Raw genomic sequence first — 25,859 nt, 5'->3', positions numbered from 1 at the left:
TGGAAGTATCGAGTTTGAACAACAAAAAAGCCGCATTCGCATGACCGGCTATCGGACACGTCACGTTCTCACGTTCCGGATTGACCGGCCGCACGGGGCGGCTTCTCCACGATAATAAAATTATGAATTCGGTTCCTGTCGAATAAGCGGAAACTCCCCTATGCGCAGCCGCGCGCTGCCGTAAGGCACCAGCTCCAGCTCGGCAGCGGGCTGGTCCGACGCGTCGGGATAAAGCGGCGGCGTTCCCGCACTGTTGCCCTCCATTCGCCAATCGCGCACCAGTTTGCCGGTCGCCTTCAACCGGACCGGCGCATGGCGGGCATCGAACGGCTGGTAGGGCACTTCCGCGAACGACGGCTCAAAACCGGTTTCCGCAAGCAAACCGTATTTCCACGGGGTGGCAGGGTAAATTTCCCAATCGTGAAACTTCTCGCGCTTCGTGAGCAGCTGCCAATTCTCGCCCACCGGCAGCACATAGACGAGAGGTCCCCGTTCCACGTTGACGGCATTCAAATTGCGCATCACCGTGCGCACCGTCATCGGCAGCTTCAGCACCAGTCTGTCGCCGCTGTGCCATTCGCGCTCGATCCGGGCGTATCCGACCTTGGCGGCGCCAAGGTCGACCCGTTCGCCGTTCAACTCCAGCGCCGGATCGGAGCACCATGCCGGTATGCGCAATGTGAAGGCAAACCGCTCCGGCCGCTCAAGCGTCAGCTCCATGACGACGTCTTCGCGAAACGGATATTCGCCGCTAACCTTCAATTCCGCCTCCGCGCCCGAACCGACCTTCGTCCGGACGACGCACGGCGCGTAGGAGACCGCGGCCAATCCCCCTTCGCCGTCCGCCATCCACAGCGAAGCGGCAAACTTGGGCCAAGCTTGGTGCATATTGGCCGTGCAGCAGCCGAAATGCGGCTCCAGGCCGAACAGATTCGCATCCGGGCCGTTGCTCCAGCTTCGCGGCGCGACGTTGCAGACGATCTGATTGACTTGCTGGTCGTACTGATGCGAGGTCCAATCCGCCGAAATCGCCGCCGGCAGCGCGTTAAAGGCGACTTTTTCCAAAATGTCGCCGAACCGCCCGTCGCCATAGATGCGCGTCAACTGCTCCATGGAGAACATGTACTCGACGACGGCGCACAGCTCCACCCCTTGGCTCGGATGTGTGCCGGACAGCCATTCATCGCCCGAGAACATGCCATGCGCCTGACCGTGGTAGATCATCAGGCTGTCGATGCCGCGGCGCACCGCTTCCCGCTGGACGGGGTCGCCGGTCCATTCGTAAATCGTCCCCGGCGTCTTGATCCCCATCGCCACATTGACGACATGGGTTCGCCAATCCCATTGCTCCACCTTGCGCCAGTACGGAAAGTCGTGGAAGATCTCCGTCCATTCCAGCGTCTGCCGGGCGACAATCGCCGCCAGCTCCGGCAACATCGGATCTTCGGTGCGCTTGTACAGCCAGCGCAGCGTCAGCAGCATTTCCGCTCCCCGCGCCTTCGCCCATCCGCGCAGCGGCTGCTCCTCGATCTTGCTGCGCACGTATCGGAAAAACCTGCCCAGGAACGGGACGATCCGTTCGTCTCCTGTCGCCTCCGCATGCTGCGTCAGCACTTTCAGCATAATCATGTAATGCCACCAGTCCTGCTTTCCGTCGACCTCGCTGTTAACGGTGCGAATGGCGTCCGGACCGAATTGCCCGTCGCTCCGCTGGCTCGCGAGCGACCATTCGATCCAGCGGTTCGCCTTGCCGATCAACCGCTCATCCTCCAGCAGATAGGCGAGCGGAAGCAGCCCGTCCACATAATACGGACCGCGCTCCCAGCTTTCCCCTTTTCCTCCGAGCCAGCCGTTGTCCGGTCCGACGTCGGCCCAATGCTCTTCCAGATGGCCGGTCAGTCCGTCCGCCTGGATACGCAGCTGGTTGTACAGCCATCCGGCCGGCTTTACGCTTCCGAGCGGAAGCGGTTCAAATGCCGTACGATGCAGCGCCATACGTTTCTCCCCTTTTCGCTATCGGATGAACCGAATATAGCATGAAAGCGAAAGGGACGGGATAGCCGATGACAACCGCCTTTTATCCGATCGCAACATCTAATTGCATCTGCGCATGCCGGTCTATTAAGATAATGACAAGCTGCATCGTAAAGGGGAAGGAACTGAAATGTTTCAATTCGTATGTCCGCCAATGCCGCACTGCATCGTCGCGGGCGAAGATACGTACCCGGCGGGCGGTACGCATCCGGACCGCTCCAACATCGGCGTATTCGATCTTCTCGTCGTGACAGGCGGCGCGCTTGAACTGGAGGAGAACGGCATGCCGCTGCAGGTGGAAGCGGGACATTACGCCATTCTGCGTCCGGACCGCGCTCACCGGACAGCCGTTCCATGCCGGTCGGAGACGCATTTCTACTGGGTTCATTTTCAGACGCTCGGCCGTTGGGAGGAAGTGTACGAGCGGCAGACGCCGGCAGTCAGGCCGCCGGTTCATCCGTATGACCAGGTGGAATATTTCACCTGGTATATTCCGCAAGCCGGCCGTATTCCAGTGCCGGAAGCGGTCTATAGCGAGCTGCGGGGCATTTTGCTGCAGCGGCATCCCGACGCCGCTTCGCGCTGGAAACGCCAGCAGCATTTTCTTGCGGCGCTGCTGCAGCTGCAGGAAGCCGGGGGCGCGGTTCCGGCAAGCCCCCGCCTCGCCGTCGCGGAGGAAGCGGCCGTCTTCCTGCGCCGCCATTACCGGGAACCGCTGCATTACAAGCGCATGTCGGAAGCGCTGCATTTTCATGCCAATTATATTGCGCTCTGCATGAAAGAAGCGTTCGGCTGCACCCCGCTCGAGTATTTGACCCGTTACCGGATCGAGCAGGCCAAGCTGCTGCTCGTTAATACGAACGAGCCGGTCGGCAAAGTGGCCGGGGAGACCGGCTTCGGTTCCTTCCCTTATTTCGTCCGCTGCTTCCGCCGCCATGCCGGCTTGACGCCCAGCGCCTTCCGGAAGCAGTTCCGGTCCGTGCCGCCGGAATAACCGCGCCGCCATGTCCCGGGTGATAAAAGACGGCTCGTTGACGGCCCCATTTTCAAAACTCCCTCCTCCGGTAAAAAGCGAGCGAAAGCGAAAATGACGCGGTCACGATAATCAATAGCGCAAGTACAACCAATATCGTCAGACCGGTATCCGACCTTGCAAGAGAGAAATCGATCCCCGCGCCGTTCGATAATTGACCTGAGATCGCGTGTCCTCCAAACAGAAAAGCGAACAGGACCACGAAATTCGTCAAGCGCGATTTCATAAAACCGACCTTGAATATAAGCGGGAACGAAAGACTGAATATAAGCGTGACCGCAATGAATGTGGAGGCAACCGCCTCTAACGTAAACGGAAAACTGAAATGGGGAATCTGAAACAGATTCGCCAGCATGCGAATGATAAAGTTTACGAGCAACGCATAAGCCGCGAACACATAGACGGACACGTACTTGGACATCACGATCGTGTTTTTCCGGATCGGCAGGCTGACCAGCAGCTTATCGCCGTTTGTTTTTTCTTCCAGCATGCCGGCACCGTAAACAAACAGGTAACAGATCGCCCATATGCTGACCGTGAGCCCGGCGGTTCCCATCGAGGAAAGGGAAAAAGAGAAGAAGACCATGATAAGCAGAGACAGCAGCAGCGTCCGTTTTTGCATCAATACGTCTTTTTTAATAAGATGAAACATAGGTCCGTCCTCCTCTGGTTGTAAACAGCAAAATGTCCTCCAGGGTCGGTTTTTCCAGAATGACCGAGTTGCCGAACCGTTTCATGGCCTCCCGTCTGTTCCGGCACAACGCTTCAAATCCGTATTTGTTCTCCTTCAGGCCGATCAGGTCTTCCCGGTTCGTTTCGCTTAACGTTTCCTTGCCGCCCTTGACGATGCAGTATTGTTCCAGCAGCTCGTCTTTTGTTGTGCTCAGCAAAATTTCGCCGTTATGGATCAGGGTAATGAAATCGGCGACTTTGTCCAGGTCGGACGTGATGTGGGTGGAGAAAAAGATCGATTTATCTTCGTCTTGAATGACCTCCTGCAAAATTTCCAGAAGCTCGTTCCGGATCAGCGGGTCCAGACCGGACGTCGGTTCGTCCATGATCAGCAGCTCCGCACCGTGCGAAAGCGCCAAGGCCAACGAAAATTTCATTTTCATCCCTTTGGACAAATGCTTGATCTGCTTCTTTAAAGGCAAGTTGAAGTCTTTGGCCAGCTTTTGGAACAATCCTTCATCCCATCTGCTGTAAAAAGGGCGGATCATATTTTTCAATTCCCGGACTGTCAGTTCATCGTAAAAATGATTTTCGTCGTAAACAAACCCGATTTTCTCCTTGACGGCGATTTCATCCTTCTCGTGGTCCAATCCGAAAATGCGGATTTGTCCTTCATCCTTCTTCACCAGGTTCATGATCAGTTTGATCGTGGTGCTTTTGCCAGCCCCGTTCGGCCCGATGAAGCCCATAATATACCCGCGTTTCAACGAAAGATTGATGTTTTTCAAAGAGAACTCGCCATAGCTTTTTGACAGGTTGGTTATTTCCAAAATGTTATCCATTGCGGTTCACCCCTCGTAGATCAACGTGAGCATCTCTTGCAATTCATCCAAAGTCAGACCCAAAAGCTTGGCTGTCGTTACGGCCTCGGTCATTTTTTCCTCGATCACCCTGATTTTCGCCTCGCGCAGCATTTCGTTGTTAATCGACGCCACAAAGGAACCTTTTCCGGCCACGGTGACGATAAAGCCTTCCTTTTCCAGCTCGTCGTAGGCTCTCTTCGTCGTGATGACGCTGATGTTGAGATCTTTCGCCAAGCTGCGGATCGAAGGAAGAGGCTCGGAATCGGTCAGCTCCCCTTTCATAATTTGTTCTTTAATCTGGTTCACGATTTGCAAATATATAGGTTCGTCGGACGAATTGGAAATCAAAATGTTCACAGCGCGGGATCCCTCTATTCGTTATAACTGTACATATACAGTATATACGGAATTAACAGTGTTGTCAAACAGAAGAGTACTGTCAAACATAACACGGTGCTGTCTATGGTGCGGTCAAACATAAGAAAAACGCCTGGCGGCGTTAGTGACATGCGATGTTTTCTGTTGCGCGGTTCGCGCTTATCGAACGGCATAAAGTCATACGTTTTTCATTCGCCGCTCTCTCTTTGACCCGGTATTACGGTATTAGCCGACCCGGTATTCGGTATTAGCCGCAGGTCGCGGCATCCCTCCATACAGAGCAGCTTAAACCGTCTCGGGGATCTCCGTACACCAGTAGCCTAAACCGTTTCGGAGAGATCCGCATACCAGTAGCCTAAACCATATCGGAAAGCACCGCACTTCCGGAGCTTAAACCATCCCGGAGAGATCCGCATACCAGCAACAGAAACCATATCGGGCCCCTGCACCTGTTCGCTGCCGTTTTCACTCGTTTTCATTCGTTATAAATCAACCAATCCTGCAAAAGTACAGTTTTTTACCGCTATTGACGGCCCGAACGCTCAAATTCCTGCGATAATACAGTATTTTTGACCTCCAAGCGGCATGTCAGACTGAAATGGTTAATAATTCCTGCATTTTTGCAGGAATGTGAGCCAAAGGCGTCCGTCAGGGGTAAAAATCCTGCACTTTTGCAGTATTCACCGCCTTCAGCTGTTACCGATCGCCCCTGACCCGTTGGAAGGTGCCGCTTGGGCGGTGACCGGCGGCAGCGGTGCGCTGGCATTGCACGCTTCGCTGTTACCGGTGCAGCGGTTTGCTGGCATTGCACGCTCAGGCCGTTACCGCGGCAGCGGTGCGCTGGCATAGACTTCCTTAGACAAAAAAGAAGGGGACGATCCCCAGGTCATTCCAGACCTTCGGGATAGCCCCCTTGTTGGCGGTTACCAGGCGTAGGCTCGCGGAGCCTCTCCGCCGGGTCCCGGGAATATTTCGTCCAGCTTGGCCAACGTTTCGTCATCCAGCTTCAGCTCCACAGCGCGCAGCGTTTGCTGGAACTGCTCCAGCGTCCGCGGGCCGATAATCGGCGCCGTCACCGCCGGATGCGCAAGCGTCCAGGCGAGCGCGACCGTCGCCTCCGATTCGCCGAGCTCCTTGCACAGCTTCGAGAACCGCTCCAGCTGCGGACGCAGCTTCTCGAGCCGCTCCTTGAGACGGGCCGTTCTCGTGCCTTCCTGCGGCTGCAAGTTGCCGCCAAGCAGGCCCCCGTCCAGCGGACTCCAGGGGATGACGCCGATGCCATGCTCCTCGGCCGCCGGCAGCACTTCCAGTTCCGGCAAGCGGCACAGCAGGCTATACTTGTGCTGCTCGGATACAAGGCCGAGCAAACCGCGCTTCTCGGCTTCATATTGCGCCTTCACCAGATCGCGGCCGGCAAAATTGCTGGCCCCGACGTAGCCGATTTTCCCTTGAAGGCGGTGAACTTCGAACGCGTTCCACAGTTCGTCCCACGACACGTTGCGGTCGACGTGGTGCATTTGATACAGCTCGATATGGTCCGTCTGCAATCTGCGCAAGGAATCTTCCAGATGGCGGCGGATTTTGTAAGCCGACAGCCCGGCGCGCTCGTTCGGATCGACGACCGGTTCCTGCATGCTGCCGTACACTTTCGTGGCCAGAATTACTTTCTCCCTCCGGCCGCCTCCTTGGGCGAACCAGCGGCCGATAATTTCCTCGGTCCAGCCCCGGTGCTCCGTACCGCCATACACATTGGCCGTGTCGAAGAAATTGACGCCGGCGTCGACGGCGGCATCCATAATGCGGAATGCCTCCTTCTCCTCCGTGTTCGGACCGAAATTCATCGTGCCAAGACAAAGTCTGCTCACTTTCATGCCCGATTTGCCTAGCGTTGTGTACTCCATGTTTCGCAACCTCCTTCTCTTCTCGTTCGGTTAGGTTGGATGGTACAACTCTATTATAGCGAACCTTAATTTTCCTGATAAGAACGGAATTCAAAGTTACTTACGGAAGCGAAGTTTACTAGATACACTCCGATGCAAACGGCGTTCTTCAATCTATAACCAGCAGCACTTCGTTCAGCGAAAGCAATGCGCGGGGATCGATCTTGAGCGTTGCGAGCGGATCTCCGGTTCCGCCGTATACGGCTGAATAATGCTGCAGCCGTCTGTCCACGACGGCGGGAAGCGAATGGCCGATCATCGGCACGCTGCCGGCTTCGAACCCGGTCGCCCGCTTCACCTCTTTCGGCGGTGCGAGACAGACGCTGCTCGATTCCAGGCGTTCAGCAAGTGCCGCAAAATCGATCGGTCCCCGGTCGCCCGCCACCGTCAGCGCCACATAGCCTCGGTCGGCGGACAAAATAAGCGTCGGCGCCGTCTGGCCGGCATCGATGCCGAAATAATCGGCTCCTTCCCGTGCGGATCGGATCGGCCGTTCATGGCGAATCCATTCGTATTCGTAACCGCTCCTGTCTAGCAGCTCCCGTATAAGTTCCAATGCCCGCCCCCCTTTTCTCCAATACCTGGGCTTCCATTAGGCTTTTCTCTTCTCCTTTTCGCTTTCAGCCGCTTGCCAGCCCAGCACGAATTTTTCATGCCGCCGATCTTCCCTGATCCGGTCCAATGAACCGAAATAACGTTCTATCGCATATTTCTGGGAATCATGGGCGCGCAATGCCGCAGCCTTGACCGCCCAGTACGGTTCCGTTTCCACCGCGAGATCCGGCTTCTTCCCGTCCGAATCCATCGCCGGGAACCAGGCGTAATAGAGAAACCGGACATTCGGGCATCTTCCGCCTGTTGCGGCAGCAGTGGCTGCCCGCGAGATCGCGATATGGTCGGGATGTCCGTTGCCTCCGTCCGGCGGAAACGTAAAGACGGCTTCGACCTGATGCTCTCGCAAAAACCGCTCGACCGCAGCGACAAGCTCGTCGCCCGCCTCGTTCAATCGTCCGTCGGGGTAGCCGAGCTGCACGACGTTCTCCAATCCTAGCAGCTCCGCCGCCTCCGCCATCTCCCGGTCGCGGATAGCCGCAAGCTCGGCTTTCGACACATGGCCGTAATCGCCGTTCTTCTGTCCCGCATCCCCGCGCGTGGCGACGAGCAGGACGGGACGTCCGCCGCAATCGGCGATTTGCCGTATCAAGGCCGCGCTCAAAAACGATTCATCGTCCGGATGCGCGTATACGAAACCCGCTTTCGTCCAACTGTTCATTCGGTTCCCTCCCCGTATATCGTATCGCGCATCGCGCAGCATCCGCAATCGACGTATCCCCTAGCCTAGCCGGGAATATGCCGTCCGCGGACACCGTAACTGCTTATTCGTCGCCCAAGTAATATTCACGGAGCGCGTCCGCAACGCCGAGCGGATTGCTGCGCAAATCTTTCGCGCTGAAGAACAGATCGCCTTTCACTTCGGAATAACGCTTATTATACTCCAGCTGTCTGACGATTTCCTGCGCCGACTGCCAGCCCGCTTCATTCGTCCCCAGCTTGTAAGGCGAATGTCCGATGTACAGCTTGACGTCCGTTCCGCGGACTTCCTGCGCCCACCAATCGACCAGTTTGTCGTAGCGGGCGTTCGCAAACGAGAGGCTCCAATAAATTTGCGGCGCGACATAGTCGATCCATTCGTTCCGGATCCAGGTCCGGACATCCGCATACATATTGTCGTAAGCGGTGACGCTCGCTTTCGTATCCGACCCTGTCGGGTCGACGGAGCGGTTGCGCCATACGCCGAACGGACTGATCCCGAATTCGACATCGGGCTTAGCGGCATGAATGGACTCGCCAAGTTGCTTGACGAACGCATTGATATTGCTGCGGCGCCAGTCACCGGGTTCGAGTCCTTCCGGGTTGTAAGCCTTGAAAGCGGCCTCGTCCGGAAAGTCGCCGCTCGACGGATAGAAATAATCGTCCAGATGGACGCCGTCGATTTCATATCCGTTCACGACTTCCATAATCGCGTCGACAATATGCCGCCTTACTTCGGGAATGCCGGGGTTCAGATACAGCTTTCCGCCCGATTCGACGATCCAGTCCGGATGCAGCCTGGCGGCATGATTGGGAGCCAATGCGCCGATATTCGCGTCCGTACTTGCCCGAAACGGATTGAACCAGGCGTGAAATTCCATCCCCCGCTTGTGCGCTTCCCCGATCATGAACGCCAGCGGATCGTAGTCCGGCGCCTTCCCTTGCGTGCCGGTCAGAAATTTGGACCATGGCACGAGCGCCGACGGATACAACGCGTCGCCCGCAGGCCGCACCTGCACGAAGACGGCGTTGAGGCCCATCTCCTGCAGTTCGTCCAGCAGCGCGGCGAACTCCGCTTTCTGCCGCTGCGTATTGCCGTATGAACCGGCCGACGGCCAATCGAGATTGAATACCGTAGATATCCAGGCGCCTTTCAGCCCCTTGTCCCCGCCTCCGCCGCCGGGTACGGACGGCGACGCTCCGCCGGAACGAAGGGTAATCGTCTTCGCCTTCTGATTCCACACGACGTCCAGTCCGAGCTGCTCGCCGACAAAACGAAGCGGCACCATAATTCTGCCGTTTCGGTCCTGCACTGAAGCGGTGAGCGGCAGACGGCTTCCGTTCACGAGCGCATACGTTTGGCCGTTCGTCAGCATAATGTCCGCATTTGCCTTGCGAATGGTTACCGTCTTCGTCCGCTGATTCCAGACGACAGCTGCGCCGATATTCTCGCTGATGACGCGCAGCGGCACCATCGTAACGTTCAGCTTCGGCACGACATAGGGCGATACGTCGCTGTCGATTTTTTGACCGTCCAAAAAAATGGCAATGTCGGGCGAAGAAGCGCCGGCATAAGCCGCAGGCGCGACAAACGAGAAGAATAACGTGAGCGTCAGCCATTTTACGAACCGCGCGCGGATTTTCATCAATGAAAGAGACCTCCCGATCGTGTGGTACGGTCGATTGCAACCGTTTCAGACGATTAGACGCTCGTACCTGCCTTTTTGTTTCGTCGCGGTCCGAATATTTGTTGATGCCTAACGGCCATGCCGTTTCCAATCGGTTTTGATATTGTAAGGTTAACAGATTTCGGTATAATGAAATAAATATCATGAATAGTTTGAATAATCTATATAAGGCGGGTTAATGACGATGGTCGAAAATTTGGAGTGGTACCGGACGTTCTACTTTACGGCCAGGGCGGGGAGCTTCTCCAAAGCGGGGGAAATGCTGCATATTACGCAGCCGGCTGTCACGCATTCCATCAAGCAGCTGGAAACCCGGCTCGGCGGCCAGCTTTTTCACCGCACGCCGAAAGGCGTGACGCTGACCGCTGAAGGAGAGGCGCTGCTCGCTTACGTCGAGCAGGCGTATCATCTTATCGCCGCCGGCGAACGCAAAATCTCCGACATGCACGATTTGCTGACCGGCACGATTCGGATCGGGGCCGGCGATACGCTCTGCAAACATTATTTGCTGCCGGCTCTTCAAGCTTTCCATGCCGATTATCCCGGTATCCGCATCCAGGTCGTCAACCGGACGACGCCGGAGACGATCGAAATGCTGAAGGACGGGACCATCGATGTCGGCATCGTCAACCTGCCCGTCGAAGACCGGCTGCTGCATGTAGAAGAAGGCGGCAGGCTGCAGGACTGCTTCGTAGCCGGTCCGGCTTATGCGCATATAGCCGAACAGGCGCTCCCGTGGGAGCGCCTGTCCGAATACCCGCTTATGATGCTCGAACGCGGCAGCCGGTCCAGGGAATTCGTCGATGGATTCGCTTCCGCCCGGGGCTGCCGCCTTCAGCCGGACATCGAGCTTGGCAGCGTCGATCTGCTTATTGAATTCGCCAAGCGCGGATTCGGCATGGCTTGCGTCATCCGGCAATTCGTCGAACGTCAGCTCAAATCGGGGGAATTGTTCGAAATCCGGTTGAACGAGCCTCTGCCGTCCCGCGGCATCGGTATCGTAACGCTCCGCAGTGTGCCGTTGTCGGCGGCGGCCAGAAAACTGGTCGGCATGCTGCCGCGCGGATAACGCTCACGACAGTCCTTCATGCCGATCCCAGTAAACAATGTTACCCAGCCGGAATATCAAACCGTGACCCGCTGCTCCTCTCAACGTTTCAGGAAATGGGCAAAAACATCATCGTAACGGGCAAATTGCTTCCCGAAGCGAGCGTAAATACGATATCGAGCGTTTCGGCGAACGGTCCGGTACGGTACAGCACGGCTGCTTCGTTCGCATTGCGCAAAATGCTGTCGTTCGTCACCTTAACCACTTGCCCGTTGATCAGAAACGCGCCGGTGTAATGCCCGCCCCGTGCGTTCAGGGCGACGACCGTATTCGGGGCGACTTCGACCTTCATCCGGTACAATACCCCGAAGTTGCCGAGATTGTGCTCCGGCCGGCCGGTCGTAGAGTCAAGTCCGTATAAATACGTATCCATCTTCCGGTCGCCGAGCACGATCCGTTTCGGCTCGTAGCCGAGCGGTTCCGTAATGACCAGTTCGCGGTCGGCATCGTAGAACGTTCCCCGCACATGCAAGCCGTCGCGCGGCATAATTTTGAGCGTATCCATTTCCGTTAGCGGATCTTTGGACGGATCGAGCAGGACAATGCGGAATTGGATCTCCTTGTCGGTCACGACATCCCCGTATGCCGAGAATACTTGGCCCGGCTTGATCGGCACCTTATTCAGATCGTTCATGATGACTTTCGATTCGCCCGGCTTAAGCGACGTCCATACCGGCTCTGCGTCCGCCGCGAGCGATTCCAGGTAACGGGCCGTGGACAGCCGGCCGCTCGTCGAAACATATTTGATCGGACCGCCCATGCCGAATGCCTTGATGCCGACTTTGGCCGACGTGCGGTTCGGGTTGGTGGCGATGAGATACATCTTGACGGGACGTCCGATCTGGTTCAAGTTGTGGAACAGGAAGCGGACTTCGCCCTTCAGCCGGTCTTCGTAGGCTATGCCTTCCTCCACCCACGTTTCGGGGCTGTTGCTGCGTACCATCTGCGCCTTCTGCGAGCGGAAGGTGTAAGGCACGGTCGGAATATCGAGCACCGCCCCTCCGCTGATCGCATATTTCTCTCCAACCGGCGTGAACCGCAGACCGAACTCTTCGCGGGTATACATCACTTCGTCCGTGATGTACACCGTGACGCTCTTCTCGCTCTTCAGCCCGCCGCCATCCTCCACCTGAAGCGTAATCGTCTTCTCGCCCGGCTCGAAGAAAGCCGGTTCCTTGCCCTTCCATGTCCGCTTGCGGATATCGTTGCCGTCATCGGTGCTTCGATCCGTATAGACGATCGGCTCGCCGATCCGGTACACCGACTTGTCGGTCGTAAAGTCGGCAACCGGCGGCATATTCGGCTGCAGCACCTTGATCGTGACCGAGTACGGCTCGCTCCATATACCGTATACGTCCTGCACCCGGCGGGTAATGGTATACTCGCCCGGAAACAAGAATATGCTTTCACGTCCCGTCCACTCCTCGTTGATGATCGGCAAACCGCGAGGATGCGAGGCACGGTCGCGATAATCGACCATCGTCTGACCGGCGAATATTTCCTTCGGAGATACGGTGAATGCCGCGATCGGGCGGGTCGTCCATTGCAACCGCACTTCACCGTCGGCGTCATGAAGCACGCTTCCGGTCAGCATCGCCCAAGTCGCCACCGGCACCATCAAAGAGCCTTTCAACGTATAGGCCGGCGCCGCTCCCATTACCTTCTCTCCGTTGGAAACGGCAACAGCGCTTCCCGATTTGAAGCGAAGTTCTTTGTTTCCAAGCACGGCGGTCGATTCCTTCGTCGTTTTGTTGTAGCCGATCTTGTAGCCGTAACTGGCGGCCAACGTTTTGAGCGGCGCGTACAATACGCCGTCTTTATCGACGAGTGGCTGAACGGATTGGAACGCCAGACCGTTCAGAACCATTTCGGCGCTATCCGTACGCATCAGCAGTTCGTCCGTCGTAAAGGTATCCGGATTCACACCGTCCGGATTCGTCCCGTCCAAAGCCGAGCCGCCGCCGTCAGCACCCGATCCGTCCGCCACCGTCTCTCCGCCGCTTCCCCCTTCGTTCTCTCCTTCCGTGTCCGTGTTTCCCTGCCAATCTTGCGCCGCAACGGAGCCGTTCGACTGAACGGCATACGCCGAACCGCGCGCAGGCGATTCATTCGCGGCCGCGCCCGTCGCTGCGCCAAGCGGTGCGGCGAGCAGCGTTACAACCGTCATCCATCTTACAAGTTTCATGCTCCTACTCCTCGTATCTGCAGATCGTTCTGCGCATAGTGGTAAATATCCCCTTTGATTAAACGAACGAATCGGCGGAAGGTTGCGGGTTTTAGCAAAAAACGACAAAAAAATGTTTCCTGACATTTCCATTAGCCGTCGTCCCTTGCAGAACGTGAACATTTACGGTATACTGCTGCCAATACGATACCGACCATTATGCCGATGAAGAGAATCCAACTCGGAGGCGTTCTCGTCAAGGGGATGATTGCGTCCCCCTAAGTTTACCGGCTGCCGTCCGTTATCGCGGTACCAAAGCGGATCGAACCGATTGCGGTTCGGTCAAGTTGGGTGGCACCGCGAGTCAAGCGCTCCTCGTCCCAAACGGATGAGGGCGCTTTTTATTTTTTCGAGGAGGCGGTTATATGCTTGACATGAACTGGATTCGGGAACATCGGGAAGAAGTGCAGCGGGCGGCCGACGGCAAAGGAATTCGCCTGTCGGTCGGCGAACTGCTCGCCGCGGACGAACGTCGCCGGCGGCTGTTGAAGGAAGTGGAACAATTGCGGCACGCGCGCAACGAGTTGTCGCGCGAAGCGGGAATCGCCATGCGCGCGGGAGATGACGAACGGGCCGAAGAGGCGAAGCGCCGCGCGCGCGGCATCAACGAAAGACTGGCGGCGCTGGAGGCACAAGAGGCCGAGGCGAAGCGCCAGGTTCATGAACTGATGCTGCTCGTGCCGAACATCGTCTCGCCAGACACGCCGGACGGCGCATCGGACGCGGACAACGTCGAAATCCGTCGGGTAGGCGAACCTCCCGTATTCGATTACAAGCCGCTCGATCATGTCGAACTGGGCGTATTGCATGACATGATCGATATGCCCCGCGGAGTCAAGATGGCCGGCACCCGCAGCTATGTGCTGAAAGGGGCCGCCGCATGGCTGCATCGCGCGGTGCAGCAGCTGGCGCTCGATCATCTGGCGGCCAAAGGTTTCACGCTGCTGGAAGTGCCCGTCGCCGTCCGCGGAGAAGCCTTCGAGGCTGCCGGTTTTTTCCCGCTCGGCAAGGATCAGGTATACGGGATCGCAGGCGAAAATCTATGGCTCGCCGGCACTGCCGAGGTTCCGCTCGTCTCGCTCTATAGCGGCGAAACGATCGATCTCGCGGAGCCGATGCGGCTTGCCGCCGCATCGGCCTGCTTCCGCAGCGAAGTCGGATCGGCCGGCCGCGACGTGCACGGACTGTACCGGGTCCATCAATTCGCCAAGGTGGAACAGGTCGTACTGTGCCGGGCGGACCCGGAACTTGCGGAAAAACTGCTGCAGGACATCACCGCGAACGCGGAGGAAATTCTGCAAATGCTGGAGTTGCCGTATCGCGTCGTCGCCGTCTGCATCGGCGACATGGCGCAGAAAACATACAAGCAATTCGATATCGAGACATGGATGCCAAGCAGAGGGGCGTACGGGGAAACCCATTCGTCGTCGTGTCTGCTCGACTTCCAGGCGCGGCGGGCCAATATCCGGTACCGGGATGCGGACGGGATCGCGCGATTCGCCTACACGTTGAACAATACGGCGGTCGCGACGCCGCGCATCCTAATTCCGCTGCTGGAAAACCACCAGCAGCCGGACGGTTCGATCCGCATTCCGAAGGCGCTGCGGCCGTACATGCAAGGCCGGGAACGGCTGGAACCGCCGGGCGGCGGAACGGTTTAACGTTAAGGTTAAGCAAAACCGCCGAACACTTTTCCCTGATCAGGAAAAGGTTCGGCGGTCCGATTGCCGCGCCCTTATTTTACCGTAATGCGCACCGTGGCCGTTTTGCCATCGAATATCGCTTTGACGGTCGCCTTTCCTTTGCCGGTAACGACGATGCGGCCGGCCGTCACCGTCGCGACTTTGCTGTTCGAGCTCGTCCATACCGCGCCGCTTGTCACGTCAACCGTTTTGCCGCCCTCGTACTCCGCTCTCAACGTGACGCTTTCCTGATCGCCAACCTTCAATTGCAGCGACGGAACCGAGGGAACGATTTTTTTCAGCTTCGGCTTCACGACGAGCGGCACTTTAACCGTTTTGCCCTGATACGTTCCGGTCAGGATGCCGGTGCCTTCGGCAAGCGCCTTGACGGTCGAGCCTTTGACCGATGCCAGCTCGGGCGAGCTGACGGACCAGTTCATTTTCGAGCCGATCGAAACTTTCTGGCCGTTTTTGTAATAACCGGTGACGCGGATCGACTTGGAACGGTTCAAAAACAGCTCGAGCGATTCGGGTTCGACGACCATGCGCACGATTTCTTCTTCGACGGTTACGCGAACGGTCGCCTTTTTCCCGAGATAGGTAGCGGTCAGCGTCGCTTTCGAAGGAACGAGTCCTTTGATTTTCCCGTCCTTGATCAGCACGTTCGGCGTCGACGATTTCCATTCCGCGAGATCGCCGATGTCGTCGGCTTCTTCCCCGTTTTCGTAAACCATCGTCAGTTTCGGCAGGCTCGCTTCCTTGCCCTTGATGACGCTCACGTCTGTCATATCGCTCAGCAGAAGAAGCGGCTTCTCATGAATGACGATCGTCACCGAATCCGAACGGTTCTTGACAGCCGCCGTCAGCGTGGCCGTCCCGGTTTTACGGGCAACCCACTTGCCGTTCTCGACCGTCACGACGTCGGGATTGCTGGACGTCCATTCGGCCAGATTCGTCACGTCGACCTTGGCGCCGGAAAGATCAGTGCCTTCCGCTTTCGGCAGATCGCCTTCGCCGCCGACGAACCCGTCCACCTTCTCCGGCACGATGACCACTTTGCCGATCGACGGATACACGGTGACCTGAACGGAACGGCTCAAACCTTTGTACGACGCCGTAATTTTGGCCGTGCCCGGCGCCATCGGCTTCAGCAAACCGCCTTCAACCGTAGCGACATATAGATTGGACGATTCCCATTTCGCGGCGTCCGTTACGTCAATCGGCTCCATATCCGGGTCGTCGGCCACCGTGACGCGAAGCTGCTGCGGCTCCTCGGACACGAGCAGGTGCAGCGGCTTGTCGACCGACAGATTCATCGCCTCGTGAGCAAGCCGGACGATGACGGTGACAGACTTGGATACGCCGAGATACGAGGCTTGTACGGTCGTTGTGCCGGGACCGACCGGCGTCACCTTGCCGTCTTTCACCGTAGCGACGGACGGATTGCCACTCGTCCAGGCCGCTTCGTCCGTCACGTCTTCATTTTCCCCGGTCTTGCGCAGCGCAGTGGCCGTCAACTGCCGATCCACATCCCCCGTCTTAAATTCGAGCATGCCGTCGGGGGTCAGCGTCATCGACTTGTACGGAGAGGTCACATCCAGCTTGATCGTATCGCTTCTGCCTTTATATTTGGCGGTAATCGTCGCCGTTCCGGACGCCACAAGGGTCACTTTCCCTTTGGAGACCGTCGCGACCGAGCTGTTCGATGTCGTCCAGACCGCATCGTCGGTCACATCGGTGACAGTCGTTCCTTTATGGGCGACAAGCGTAAACGAGGGCATCTCCCCGAGCTCGACGTCAAGCGCGGAAGGAGCGGGCGCCGCGTCGCCCGGCCTGCCGATTTCCACTTTGTCGTAAGCGTAGCTGACGTTGACGCGCAGCGTAATCGGCGCAGCCGTTTTGTAGGTTGCGGTAATGTCGGCATAACCTTCGGTCAGCGCGGTGAGCTCGCCTTTGTCGACCTTGACGACTTTACTGTTGGACGATGTCCAGCTCGCCTCGCTCGTCACTTCTTTCGTCGAGACGGTGCCTCCTGTGATGTTGGCCCACACTCTCAACGCATAAGGGGCGTCATCCACCTCCAGTTGCAGCGGGTTCGGTACGGACTGGAAATAAATCGACTGCACGGTTTCCTGGGCCGACGCCATGCCGGCGAAAGGCTGTACGAGCAGCGCCAGCGCCAGCAGGAACGGGATCCCGAGCTTCGCTTTGCGGCCGGTCAGCCTTTTTTTCAAACTTTCAAGCATGATTACCTCCTGAGCAAACAGTTTCGCGTTTTCCTGTAGTCCCGTTACACGGTTCTATGGGTATTAACGGCAAAAGGAGGCCGAATATGAAGATTTCGGAGCAAATTCCTGCGGGACCGGTAAGCAAGACGGCCATAACCGCCCGTTCGGCCCGGCAGGATACAAGCAGGACGGAGTGCGCTTGAAATAAAAAAACACGCCGGCCAAGGCGTGTCTCGTACATTCCGATCGTTATTCTGCGTTTTTGACGGCCGCCCGCAGCGTATGGGCAGCTTCGGGCTGCGCCGTTCGGAACGAAGTGCGAATCGTACGGGCGCCGCCCCCGCGCATCCATTGGCGGGTACGCCGGTCATTCTCCATCGCCACAAACAGACTGGCGCCGGCAATGACGAACAGCGCAACGGTTAACAGCGGAAACAGCACACTCATGATTCCATAATCCCTCCGGAACGGTCATAGAATGAAAATCATTATCATCATTATAACGTATCTTTCGCAAAATTCAATGCTTTCCCGGAAAAAAATTCGGCGGAAGGGGCCGGCCCCTTCCGCCTATTGCCTTGCCGCGCGCTGCGAAGAACCGTCAGCGCAGCAGCCGCAAACCGTTTAAAATGACGAGTATCGTGCTGCCTTCATGCCCGACGACGCCGAACGGCAGCGCAATATCCAGCGCGAAATTGGAAAAGATCAGCATGGCGATGACGGCGATGGCGAACGTGAGATTTTGCCGTACGACGGCCCGGGTGCGCCGGCCCAGCTCGACAGCCGTCGCGATGTGGCCGATATCGTCGTTCATGAGCACCAGATCGGCCGTCTCCAGCGCCGCGTCGCTGCCCGTCGCGCCCATCGCGACGCCTACGGTCGCGGTAGCCAGCGCGGGCGCGTCGTTCACGCCGTCGCCCGCCATCACCACGCAGCCGTACGACTGTTGCAGCTCCTTGATCCGCTCCGCCTTGTCCTGCGGCAGCAGCTCCGCGTAGACGAAATCGATGCCCGCTTCGGCCGCAATCGCGTGCGCAGTCCGGGTCTGGTCGCCCGTCAGCATGGCGACCCGCACGCCGAGTTCGCGCAGCCTTGCGATCGCCGCCTTCGCCTCCGGACGAAGACGGTCGCGCATCGCAATAACGCCCGCAATGCCGCGATCGCTGTAGAGCGCCACGACCGTCTTGCCTTCGCCTTCCAGCCGCTCGATATCGTGCTCCGCCGGACCGCGGCCGATCGTGCCGTCCAGCATCGCGGGCTTTCCGATACGCCACGTTTCGCCTTCAAATTGCGCCTGCACCCCAAGCCCGGTCAGCGACGTCCAGTCCGACGGCCGTTCGGCGCGAATGCCGCGCTCCTCGGCATGCCGCAGCACCGCCTCTGCCAGCGGATGCTCGGACAAGCTTTCGAGCGAAGCGGCAATCCGCAGCACCTCCTCTTCGGTCTTACCGCCGTATGCGATCAGATCGGTTACGACCGGACGGCCTTCCGTCAAGGTGCCGGTCTTGTCGAAAGCGACCACTTTCGCTTCGGCCAAATGTTCCAGATACGCGCCGCCCTTCAGCAGCAAACCTTGGCGCGCCCCGTTGGAAATCGCGGACAGGACAGCGGGCATAATGGAAGCGACGAGCGCGCAGGGGGAAGCGACGACGAGAAATACCATAGCTTTATAGAACGTCTGCGACCATGACCAGCCCAGCAGCAGCGGCGGGATGACGATCAGCATCGCCGTTGCCGCCAGAATGATGCGGGCATAAATTCGTTCGAACCGTTCGATAAAACGTTGCGACGCCGGCTTCTCGCTCTGGGCTTCCTGCACCATGCGAATAATTTTGGCGAACAGCGTGGAAGCGCTCGGCTGCGTCACTTCGACGAACAAGGCGCCCTGTCCGTTCATCGTGCCGGCGAACACGTCGTCGCCCGGCATTTTGTCAACCGGAACGGATTCCCCCGTTATGGAAGCCTGGTTGACCGCCGATGCCCCTTCTTTCACGACGCCGTCGGCAGGTATCCGCTCTCCGGGCCGGACGACGACGATATCCCCAACTTCCAGCCGCTCGACCGGCACGACCGTCTCCTCTCCGTTCCGAACGAGGGTGGCCGTCTCCGGCTTGCATTCCATCAGGCTGGAGATGTCGCGATGGCTCCGCGCCATCGTGTAGCTCTCCAGCGCCCCGCTGAGCGAAAAAATAAAGATAAGAACGGCGCCTTCCGCCCAATAGCCGATGCACGCCGCACCGATGGCCGCAAGAAGCATCAGCAAATTGACGTCCAGGTCGCGTTCCGCGATCAGCGTCTCGAGCCCTTCCTTCGCTTTTACATAGCCGCCTACCACATATGCCAGCAAATAGAGAACGATCGAAGCCGTTCCCGGCCCCCATACATCTTCCGTTCCCCAGGCCGCGGCGGTCAGCACCCCGCTGGCCAGCGCGGCAAGTCCTTCGCCGTACCGCGCGATCCGCCCGCCTCCCTTGCCTGCTCCGTAAGCCGGCAAAGCCGCGGCGGCAGCCGGGGCTGTCGGCGTTTCGTTCAACCGTTCGTACGATGCGCTCATATCGAATCCTCCGTCCGTAATCATCATTAAGAATGCAGTCATTGAGAATGAATACCATTGTTACAGTCCTTAAAACGACGCATGCTGCCCCTTCTATAAGGGACAGCATGGATCGAACCGTATGCAAATCAATATCGATGTTTCCGTCAGGAAACTTTATTGTAATTATTATAAACTAGAACAAAGAATAAGTAAATAATGATTTACGCACAAAAAAATGATACCTCTCCACCCTCTGCAGCGTATAGAATAACCGGGAGACGCCGGGACGCCGGCTTGTTTTTTGTCAACGGGAGCGTTATCCTTCATGAGTAACAGGTTTGGAGGGGCAAGGAGGTTGTGAATGAATCGACAACGTGAATGGACCGACCGTTTCCGGATTTTCCTGAATAACAAATTCGTCTTGTTTTTGCTCGTGCTGCTGTTGATCGGACTCAATGTACTCGTGTTCAGCAAAGTCCCTCACATTTTCGAACCGCTGCGGGTACTGGCGAAAACCGTTTTGCTGCCGATTATTCTGACCGGTATCGTCTACTATTTGACGAATCCGCTGGTCGACTACCTGGAACGCCGAAAAATCAAGCGCGCCTACTCCATACTGGCGCTGTATCTGGCGATTATCTGCGTCGTCACGCTGATCGTAGTCGCGGTCGTTCCGCTCATCCGCGATCAGGTGCAAGGTTTGATTGACAACATCCCGTACTATAGCGCGCAAATTCAGGTGCAGTTCGAGGATCTGATCGGAAGCGAAATTTTCAACCAGATCCAGCAGACGCTCGGCCTGGATACGACCGCGCTCATGAACGATCTGTCCAACCGGGCCACCGATTTGCTCAAAAACGCCTGGAGCGGCATCGGCGGATTTATCGGCGCCTTGACCGAGGTGGTGCTGGCCATCATAACCGTCCCGTTCATTCTGTTCTATCTGCTGAAAGACGGAAAGAAGCTGCCTCACTTCATTCTCGGCTTCGTCCCGACCAAGCTCCGCGGCCAGTCGTTTCGCGTCATGGTCGAGATGCACAGGCAGATCAGCTCGTATATCCGGGGGCAAATTATCGTCAGCTTCTGCATCGGGGCGCTGCTGTTCATCGGTTATCTGATTATCGGGCTAAACTATTCGCTCGTGTTGGCCATCATCGCCGCATGCACGAGCATCGTACCTTATCTTGGTCCGGCCATCGCCATTACGCCGGCGCTTATCGTCGCATCCGTCACTTCCCCGATCATGCTGCTCAAAATGATCGTCGTATGGACCGTCGTGCAGCTGATCGAGGGCAAGTTCATTTCCCCGCAAATTATGGGGAAGACGATGCACATTCACCCGATTACGATTATTTTCGTCATCTTGACGGCAGGCAATCTGTTCGGCATTGTAGGCATTATATTGGCCGTACCGGGTTATGCCGTACTGAAAGTGATCGCGACGCATCTGTTCCGTTATTTCAAGACGCGCTCCGGACTGTATGAGGAGGAACGGACAGTTTCGGCGAACGAATAAGGGCCGGCCCGCGCAGGCCGGCCTTTTTCCGCTCGCGGCGTCCGAAAGCCGGCATGCGTGCGGCTGTTCGACGTCTGCCGGTCGATAGTCGAATTCTGCTTTCCGTCGGATGTAGCTGTATCGTCCCTTCTGCTCCGTATCGTTCTCCGGCAATGCCGGTCATGCGGAGCCGGTTTTTCGCCTTAACCCGCCATAAGCCGATTCCTCTCCGACAGCAATATGTGGTCCTCCCCTGCTTCGCGATTGCCCCTTCCCGCTGTCGGTCGTTGCCGGACAAAGTCTTGCTTGTCTGGCGCATCGCAGTACCCGTTTTCCCGTCTAGCCCCGCTCTTCCCGTTGACATCGGGCGATTGCTTGACTATCGTAGAATCAAGCTGTATCGCCGCTTACCAAAAAAGGGGAGGCAAACGATGGATCAGACGACGCTGGAAATGTTTCGCACGTTGACGGAATTGCCGGGAGCACCCGGCTTCGAGGATGAGGTGCGCCGCTATATGCGGAGCCAAATCGGCGCATATACGAATGAAATCGTGACCGACCGGCTCGGCGGGCTGTTCGGGGTGCTTCGCGGAAACGAATCCTGGCCCAGGGTTATGGTGAACGGACATATGGACGAGGTCGGCTTTATGGTTACGGCCATTCTCGACAACGGCATGCTCCGGTTCCAGCCGCTGGGCGGCTGGTGGAGTCAGGTGATGCTCGCGCAGCGGGTTGAAGTTATCGCCCGGTCCGGCCCCATCCCCGGCGTAATCGGTTCCACGCCGCGGCATCTGCTGGACGAGACGCAGCGGAGCAAGCCGGTTGACATCGGCGCCATGTACATCGATATCGGAGCCGACAGCCGGGATCATGCGCTGGAGATGGGCATTCGTCCGGGACTGCCGGTTGTTCCCGTCTGTCCGTTCACCCCGCTCGCCGGCGGGAAGAAAATATTGGCCAAAGCCTGGGACAACCGGTTCGGCGTCGGCCTGGCGATCGAGCTGCTCCGGGAGCTGAAGGACGAGAAGCTGCCGAACGTCCTGTATGCAGGCGCAACGGTGCAGGAAGAGGTCGGCCTGCGCGGCGCGCAGACAGCCGCCGAGCTGATCCGGCCGGATATCTGCTACACGCTCGACGCCGGTCCGGCCAACGATACGGGCGGCGACCGCCACGCCTTCGGCCGGCTCGGCGAAGGCGCGGTCATCCGCGTACTGGACAGCTCGATCGTCCCGAACCGGGCGTTGATGGAATTTATTCTCGATACGGCGGAGACGGAGCGGATACCGTATCAGTTCTTCGTATCGCCGGGCGCTACGGACGCGGGGAAAGTGCATCTGCACGGCATCGGCGTGCCGACAGCAGCGCTTGGCATTTGCGCGCGCTACATTCATACTTCGGCATCGATGATCCATACCGACGACTACGATGCCGCCAAGGAGCTGCTCGTCAAGCTGGTGCGGCGGACGGACCGTTCGCTGCTCGACACGATCACGGCTTTCGCGTAAGTCGCCCAAAAAAACTCCGGCACGCCTGTTCCTTGCGGTGCCGGAGTTTATTTTTGTGTCACGACCGTTTTATCGCCCCATCCGTTCGTACGCTTCCGTAATTTCCTTGTCGCATCCTCGTCCGCCACGCTCGTCCTGTTCCCGCATGGAGTTTTAATTGCTCCTGCGCGGGGAGCCACTTAGGACTTTCCGAGAACGCGATGGGTTAAGCCAGGAGCTTCAATCCACGCTCCCGCGCGGGGAGCGACAGCATATGATGAAAACCCTTGTGCAGCAAGGTTTTCCCGCGACATTTTCGCGAACGTCTATTTTATCGTGCCCTTGGTGAGGCGCCCGGCTTGCCAATTTCGTTATTTCCCCAATCATACAAAAGGGGTGCGAACCTCCCGGGGAAATGGTGTGCGCTTGGGGTTCGCACAAGACAGACCGCGTCTTCAGTATAACATACCAACCGGGAAAGGAATTCAGGCGTTTCTATTTTTTCCGGCATCTACAAATAGAAGTGATAACCACACCATGGGCAGCTCACCGGTTACAATGAACATCGTAGCCCGCTCGATGCGCTGCGCAGGATCCGCCACCCGTCAACGGACTCCGCAAAACATCCATTTGCTCGTTGTTCATGGGACGTTGACGTTACAACGTAACATCTGCGAGCGAAGGCAGCACCGCCGAATTCCCCATGGTCGGGCTTGCCGACGGCTTGAAGCGCTTCTTCACGGACCGCCATCCGTCATGAACCGCCGGCAGCGGCCTTTGCTTGTGACTTTCCGCGCATTCGAATCGTCCGGCACAACCACCCGGTCGTTTGCGACAGATACGATAGATTTTCCCGAAGCCGCTGCACGACGGATACGAGAGATTGTCCCGAAGCCGTTGCGCGACGGTATTGAATCGCCCAATTGCAGCCGGACAACTGCCTCGGTAACGGTTCGCCGCCGTTTTCATCCGTTGAAAACAACCATTCCTGCGAAAGTGCAGTATTTTCCCGCTATTGATAGCCCGATCGCCCAAATTCCTGCGATAATGCAGTAATTGTGACCTCCAAGTGGCATGTAGGACGGAAACGGCCCCCAAATCCTGCACTTTTGCAGGAATCTACTCCAAAAACATCCGTCACGGGAAAAAATCCTGCACTTTTGCAGTTTCACCGCCTTCAACCATCTACCCATTCCACAATCATCCATTATTATGTAAATTTTACATCGCCATCGCTCGGCCGCTTTGAAAATTGTTATCAACATTCTACTACCTATTTATATTATACTCATTATGTATACAATTTAGATTCGAATGCGCCTGACGGACATGGTATGCTGAACTTCGATATGCTCCCTGCCAAAATCCGGTTGGCAAAACGCAATCCGACTTGCATCCTCGAACGACGGACGCCCGGTAAGAGAACAGCGGAATACAGATCCGGCTGGAAGCGGAATGGCTGGAAGAGAGTCTCCGGAAGTGGCATAACGGTGATTTCCACATACATGAAGGAGAAACTTGACGATGGCCGAGACATTGAAGGAGAAAGCTTATACCTCCATTCGCCAACGAATTCTGGACGGCACGCTCAAAGTGGGGGATACCTCCGTACGGCAAATTTGTGAAGTTGCTGATGCCAATCTTGCCCTCGTATCGTACTACTACGGTTCAAAAGAAAAACTGTACTTTGCCGTACTTGACCAGTGGTATTTGGAAGCAAGTCAACATTTCAGCAAGAACACGAACGTGCAAAATCCGAAAGAAGAACTCGAACAATTTATATCCACATTTTTATATATGCGAAAACACGACAAGCAATTTCATATGCTTCTAAGACACGAATTGTCGTCCGAAAGTCCTAGGAAAGAGTTTGTCAGCAAGCTCGTTAAGCCATATCTCGAACGATTGCGGAACATTTTGGCCGCCGGTAAGGAGAAAAACGTTTTCAATTACGAATCGTTGGAGTTGATTTCAAAATTCATCATATCGATTCTGGTATACCCTGCTTACGATTCTTTTCTGCTTGAAGCTCAAGATGGCCAAGAATCCGCCTGGGAAGATGAGGTCAGGCAAACGACGAATTTTATTTTTGCCGGGTTGGAAATCCGTTAACCCCAAAAATTCGAAAGCCCCGATGAAAGCTGCGTGGAGCGGTCAATAACAGGCAACTAGCAAAAAGAAGTAAGCGTCAAACCTTCCCACCTCTTCAATCCCGACCATGAGAAAAGGCGCCACTCAAGTCCGAGAAGGTTCAACGCATGAACAATTGTCGGCGGTGCCCGAAACGGGTTCGGCATCGGAAACTTTCAAGGCTGTGCAAATTTGATCTGATAAGACACAAGCCGCGTTCAGCCAAAGCTTGCCGAAAAACAACAGGTGGCCAAAGCCACCTGAAGGTTTCGACTAAACCCAACAACGAAACGATTTTGCCAAAGCTTCTGCGATTTTCAGAACCAGTCGTTTTCGAAATCCAGACTAATAATTTGAGATTTATTTCCTGATGATCCAAAACCGTGATGAAAATAACCGGAATAGCCATCGTCAATGCATTCTTTTTTAACCCAAATTTCGAAAGCCTATAATAACCCGCGGCATTGTTGCCAGAAGGTCAGCATCAGCCTTGCAAATATGTGGATAATTTTCCGTCCGGCTGAGTTAGACTATCCACATGTGGATAGTCTTTCCCCCTCCCCATTGAAGTGGCATGTTCATTTTCCATGTAAAATTTTGTGAATCATCATTCCAAAAAGGCCACCCTGGCTTCGATTCGTTTCCATGCATAGCGTTCGGCGAAGTTCTTCATCAGTTTGAGCACGACAGATCGACCGTGCTGAATGAGCGTCGCCGCGCAGTGAAAGAACTCCAGACGGAACCTTGCAATGGTATAACCTTGATGCACCGGCTCGCAGCAATCGCGTTTGAATCGCTCAAACAAGTTATAGGCAAGCAGCTTGATGAGCAAATCCAGTTCATTCGCTTTAAAATCGCTTGTGGCGATGCGATCGATCGAGAAGCCGTTTTTGGCTTCCTTGATATAATTTTCCATGCAGCAGCGTTGGTTGTAGAAGCGCCACAAATCGATCGGCTCCCATTCCAGATTGGTTACGATCGCTTCATATTGCCAGTCTGTATCGAACACGATCCGGCCTTGTCCGTCATCACACACCTGCGCTTTGCGAATAA

General features: G+C 56.6%; 20 protein-coding genes. 7 read left to right on the top strand and 13 right to left on the bottom strand.

What is annotated here, in order from left to right:
• Positions 1–120 precede the first annotated feature (120 nt).
• Positions 121–1,995, bottom strand: a complete 1,875-nt coding sequence (locus tag ABEV74_RS04790) for a beta-L-arabinofuranosidase domain-containing protein (protein WP_430143800.1) — start codon at positions 1,993–1,995, stop codon at positions 121–123.
• Between the two features lie 169 nt (positions 1,996–2,164).
• Between ABEV74_RS04790 and ABEV74_RS04785 the strand changes: the two genes are divergently transcribed.
• On the top strand, positions 2,165–3,028 hold the full coding sequence (locus ABEV74_RS04785) for a helix-turn-helix transcriptional regulator (RefSeq protein WP_430143797.1): 864 nt from the start codon (positions 2,165–2,167) through the stop codon (positions 3,026–3,028).
• A gap of 52 nt (positions 3,029–3,080) precedes the next feature.
• Here the strand turns inward: ABEV74_RS04785 and ABEV74_RS04780 are convergent, their stop codons facing one another.
• The 7 genes from ABEV74_RS04780 to ABEV74_RS04750 all read right to left on the bottom strand — a co-directional run bounded on the left by ABEV74_RS04780 (position 3,081) and on the right by ABEV74_RS04750 (position 9,877).
• Positions 3,081–3,719 carry an ABC-2 transporter permease gene (locus tag ABEV74_RS04780; RefSeq protein ID WP_430143795.1) on the bottom strand — a complete coding sequence of 213 codons (639 nt, stop codon included), beginning with the start codon at positions 3,717–3,719 and terminating at the stop codon, positions 3,081–3,083.
• Positions 3,703–4,572: an ABC transporter ATP-binding protein gene (locus ABEV74_RS04775; RefSeq protein WP_488168580.1), complete on the bottom strand. Its 870-nt coding sequence runs from the start codon at positions 4,570–4,572 to the stop codon at positions 3,703–3,705. The genes ABEV74_RS04780 and ABEV74_RS04775 overlap by 17 nt, the downstream gene beginning before the upstream one ends.
• Before the next feature lie 15 nt (positions 4,573–4,587).
• Positions 4,588–4,959: a GntR family transcriptional regulator gene (locus ABEV74_RS04770; RefSeq protein WP_430143789.1), complete on the bottom strand. Its 372-nt coding sequence runs from the start codon at positions 4,957–4,959 to the stop codon at positions 4,588–4,590.
• Between the two features lie 944 nt (positions 4,960–5,903).
• On the bottom strand, positions 5,904–6,881 hold the full coding sequence (locus ABEV74_RS04765) for an aldo/keto reductase (RefSeq protein WP_062493197.1): 978 nt from the start codon (positions 6,879–6,881) through the stop codon (positions 5,904–5,906).
• Positions 6,882–7,029: 148 nt separating this feature from the next.
• On the bottom strand, positions 7,030–7,476 hold the full coding sequence (locus ABEV74_RS04760; RefSeq protein ID WP_430143787.1) for an aminoacyl-tRNA deacylase: 447 nt from the start codon (positions 7,474–7,476) through the stop codon (positions 7,030–7,032).
• A 36-nt stretch (positions 7,477–7,512) separates the two neighbouring features.
• Positions 7,513–8,193, bottom strand: a complete 681-nt coding sequence (locus tag ABEV74_RS04755) for a PIG-L deacetylase family protein (RefSeq protein WP_062493199.1) — start codon at positions 8,191–8,193, stop codon at positions 7,513–7,515.
• A 103-nt stretch (positions 8,194–8,296) separates the two neighbouring features.
• A complete protein-coding gene (locus ABEV74_RS04750; protein ID WP_430143934.1) occupies positions 8,297–9,877 on the bottom strand; it encodes a family 10 glycosylhydrolase in 1,581 nt (526 codons plus the stop codon).
• Between the two features lie 226 nt (positions 9,878–10,103).
• Here ABEV74_RS04750 and ABEV74_RS04745 point away from each other — a divergent pair, with 226 nt between their 5' ends.
• Entirely contained in the window at positions 10,104–10,988 is an 885-nt protein-coding gene (locus ABEV74_RS04745; protein WP_062496913.1) for a LysR family transcriptional regulator, read from the top strand.
• A gap of 88 nt (positions 10,989–11,076) precedes the next feature.
• Here ABEV74_RS04745 and ABEV74_RS04740 read toward each other — a convergent pair whose 3' ends face one another.
• On the bottom strand, positions 11,077–13,212 hold the full coding sequence (locus ABEV74_RS04740; RefSeq protein WP_430143784.1) for a stalk domain-containing protein: 2,136 nt from the start codon (positions 13,210–13,212) through the stop codon (positions 11,077–11,079).
• Between the two features lie 404 nt (positions 13,213–13,616).
• On the opposite strand from ABEV74_RS04740, the gene serS reads away from it, so the two are divergent.
• Positions 13,617–14,912 carry a serine--tRNA ligase gene (gene serS, locus ABEV74_RS04735; RefSeq protein ID WP_430143783.1) on the top strand — a complete coding sequence of 432 codons (1,296 nt, stop codon included), beginning with the start codon at positions 13,617–13,619 and terminating at the stop codon, positions 14,910–14,912.
• A gap of 74 nt (positions 14,913–14,986) precedes the next feature.
• On the opposite strand, the gene ABEV74_RS04730 is transcribed toward serS, so the two are convergent.
• The 3 genes from ABEV74_RS04730 to ABEV74_RS04720 all read right to left on the bottom strand — a co-directional run bounded on the left by ABEV74_RS04730 (position 14,987) and on the right by ABEV74_RS04720 (position 19,715).
• A complete protein-coding gene (locus ABEV74_RS04730; RefSeq protein WP_430143781.1) occupies positions 14,987–17,179 on the bottom strand; it encodes an Ig-like domain-containing protein in 2,193 nt (730 codons plus the stop codon).
• A 231-nt stretch (positions 17,180–17,410) separates the two neighbouring features.
• Positions 17,411–17,608 carry a hypothetical protein gene (locus tag ABEV74_RS04725; RefSeq protein ID WP_062493204.1) on the bottom strand — a complete coding sequence of 66 codons (198 nt, stop codon included), beginning with the start codon at positions 17,606–17,608 and terminating at the stop codon, positions 17,411–17,413.
• 154 nt (positions 17,609–17,762) lie between these two features.
• A complete protein-coding gene (locus ABEV74_RS04720; protein WP_430143779.1) occupies positions 17,763–19,715 on the bottom strand; it encodes a heavy metal translocating P-type ATPase in 1,953 nt (650 codons plus the stop codon).
• A 343-nt stretch (positions 19,716–20,058) separates the two neighbouring features.
• Here ABEV74_RS04720 and ABEV74_RS04715 point away from each other — a divergent pair, with 343 nt between their 5' ends.
• The 4 genes from ABEV74_RS04715 to ABEV74_RS04700 all read left to right on the top strand — a co-directional run bounded on the left by ABEV74_RS04715 (position 20,059) and on the right by ABEV74_RS04700 (position 24,788).
• Positions 20,059–21,213, top strand: coding sequence for an AI-2E family transporter (locus ABEV74_RS04715; protein WP_430143777.1), 1,155 nt, complete (start codon positions 20,059–20,061; stop codon positions 21,211–21,213).
• Positions 21,214–21,623: 410 nt separating this feature from the next.
• A complete protein-coding gene (locus tag ABEV74_RS04710; RefSeq protein WP_430143775.1) occupies positions 21,624–22,697 on the top strand; it encodes a M42 family metallopeptidase in 1,074 nt (357 codons plus the stop codon).
• A 735-nt stretch (positions 22,698–23,432) separates the two neighbouring features.
• Positions 23,433–23,732, top strand: a complete 300-nt coding sequence (locus tag ABEV74_RS04705; RefSeq protein WP_430143773.1) for a hypothetical protein — start codon at positions 23,433–23,435, stop codon at positions 23,730–23,732.
• Between the two features lie 468 nt (positions 23,733–24,200).
• Positions 24,201–24,788, top strand: coding sequence for a TetR/AcrR family transcriptional regulator (locus ABEV74_RS04700; RefSeq protein WP_430143771.1), 588 nt, complete (start codon positions 24,201–24,203; stop codon positions 24,786–24,788).
• 625 nt (positions 24,789–25,413) lie between these two features.
• On the opposite strand, the gene ABEV74_RS04695 is transcribed toward ABEV74_RS04700, so the two are convergent.
• The coding region (locus ABEV74_RS04695) for a transposase (protein WP_430143769.1) at positions 25,414–25,859 on the bottom strand (446 nt) is incomplete at its 5' end.

The organism is Paenibacillus cisolokensis (assembly GCF_050481165.1).
In the GTDB taxonomy this organism is placed as follows: Bacteria; Bacillota; Bacilli; order Paenibacillales; family Paenibacillaceae; genus Paenibacillus_AH; species Paenibacillus_AH cisolokensis.
The sequence above is the reverse complement of the archived record's forward strand: the minus strand, read 5'-3'. Positions and strand labels throughout refer to the sequence as shown.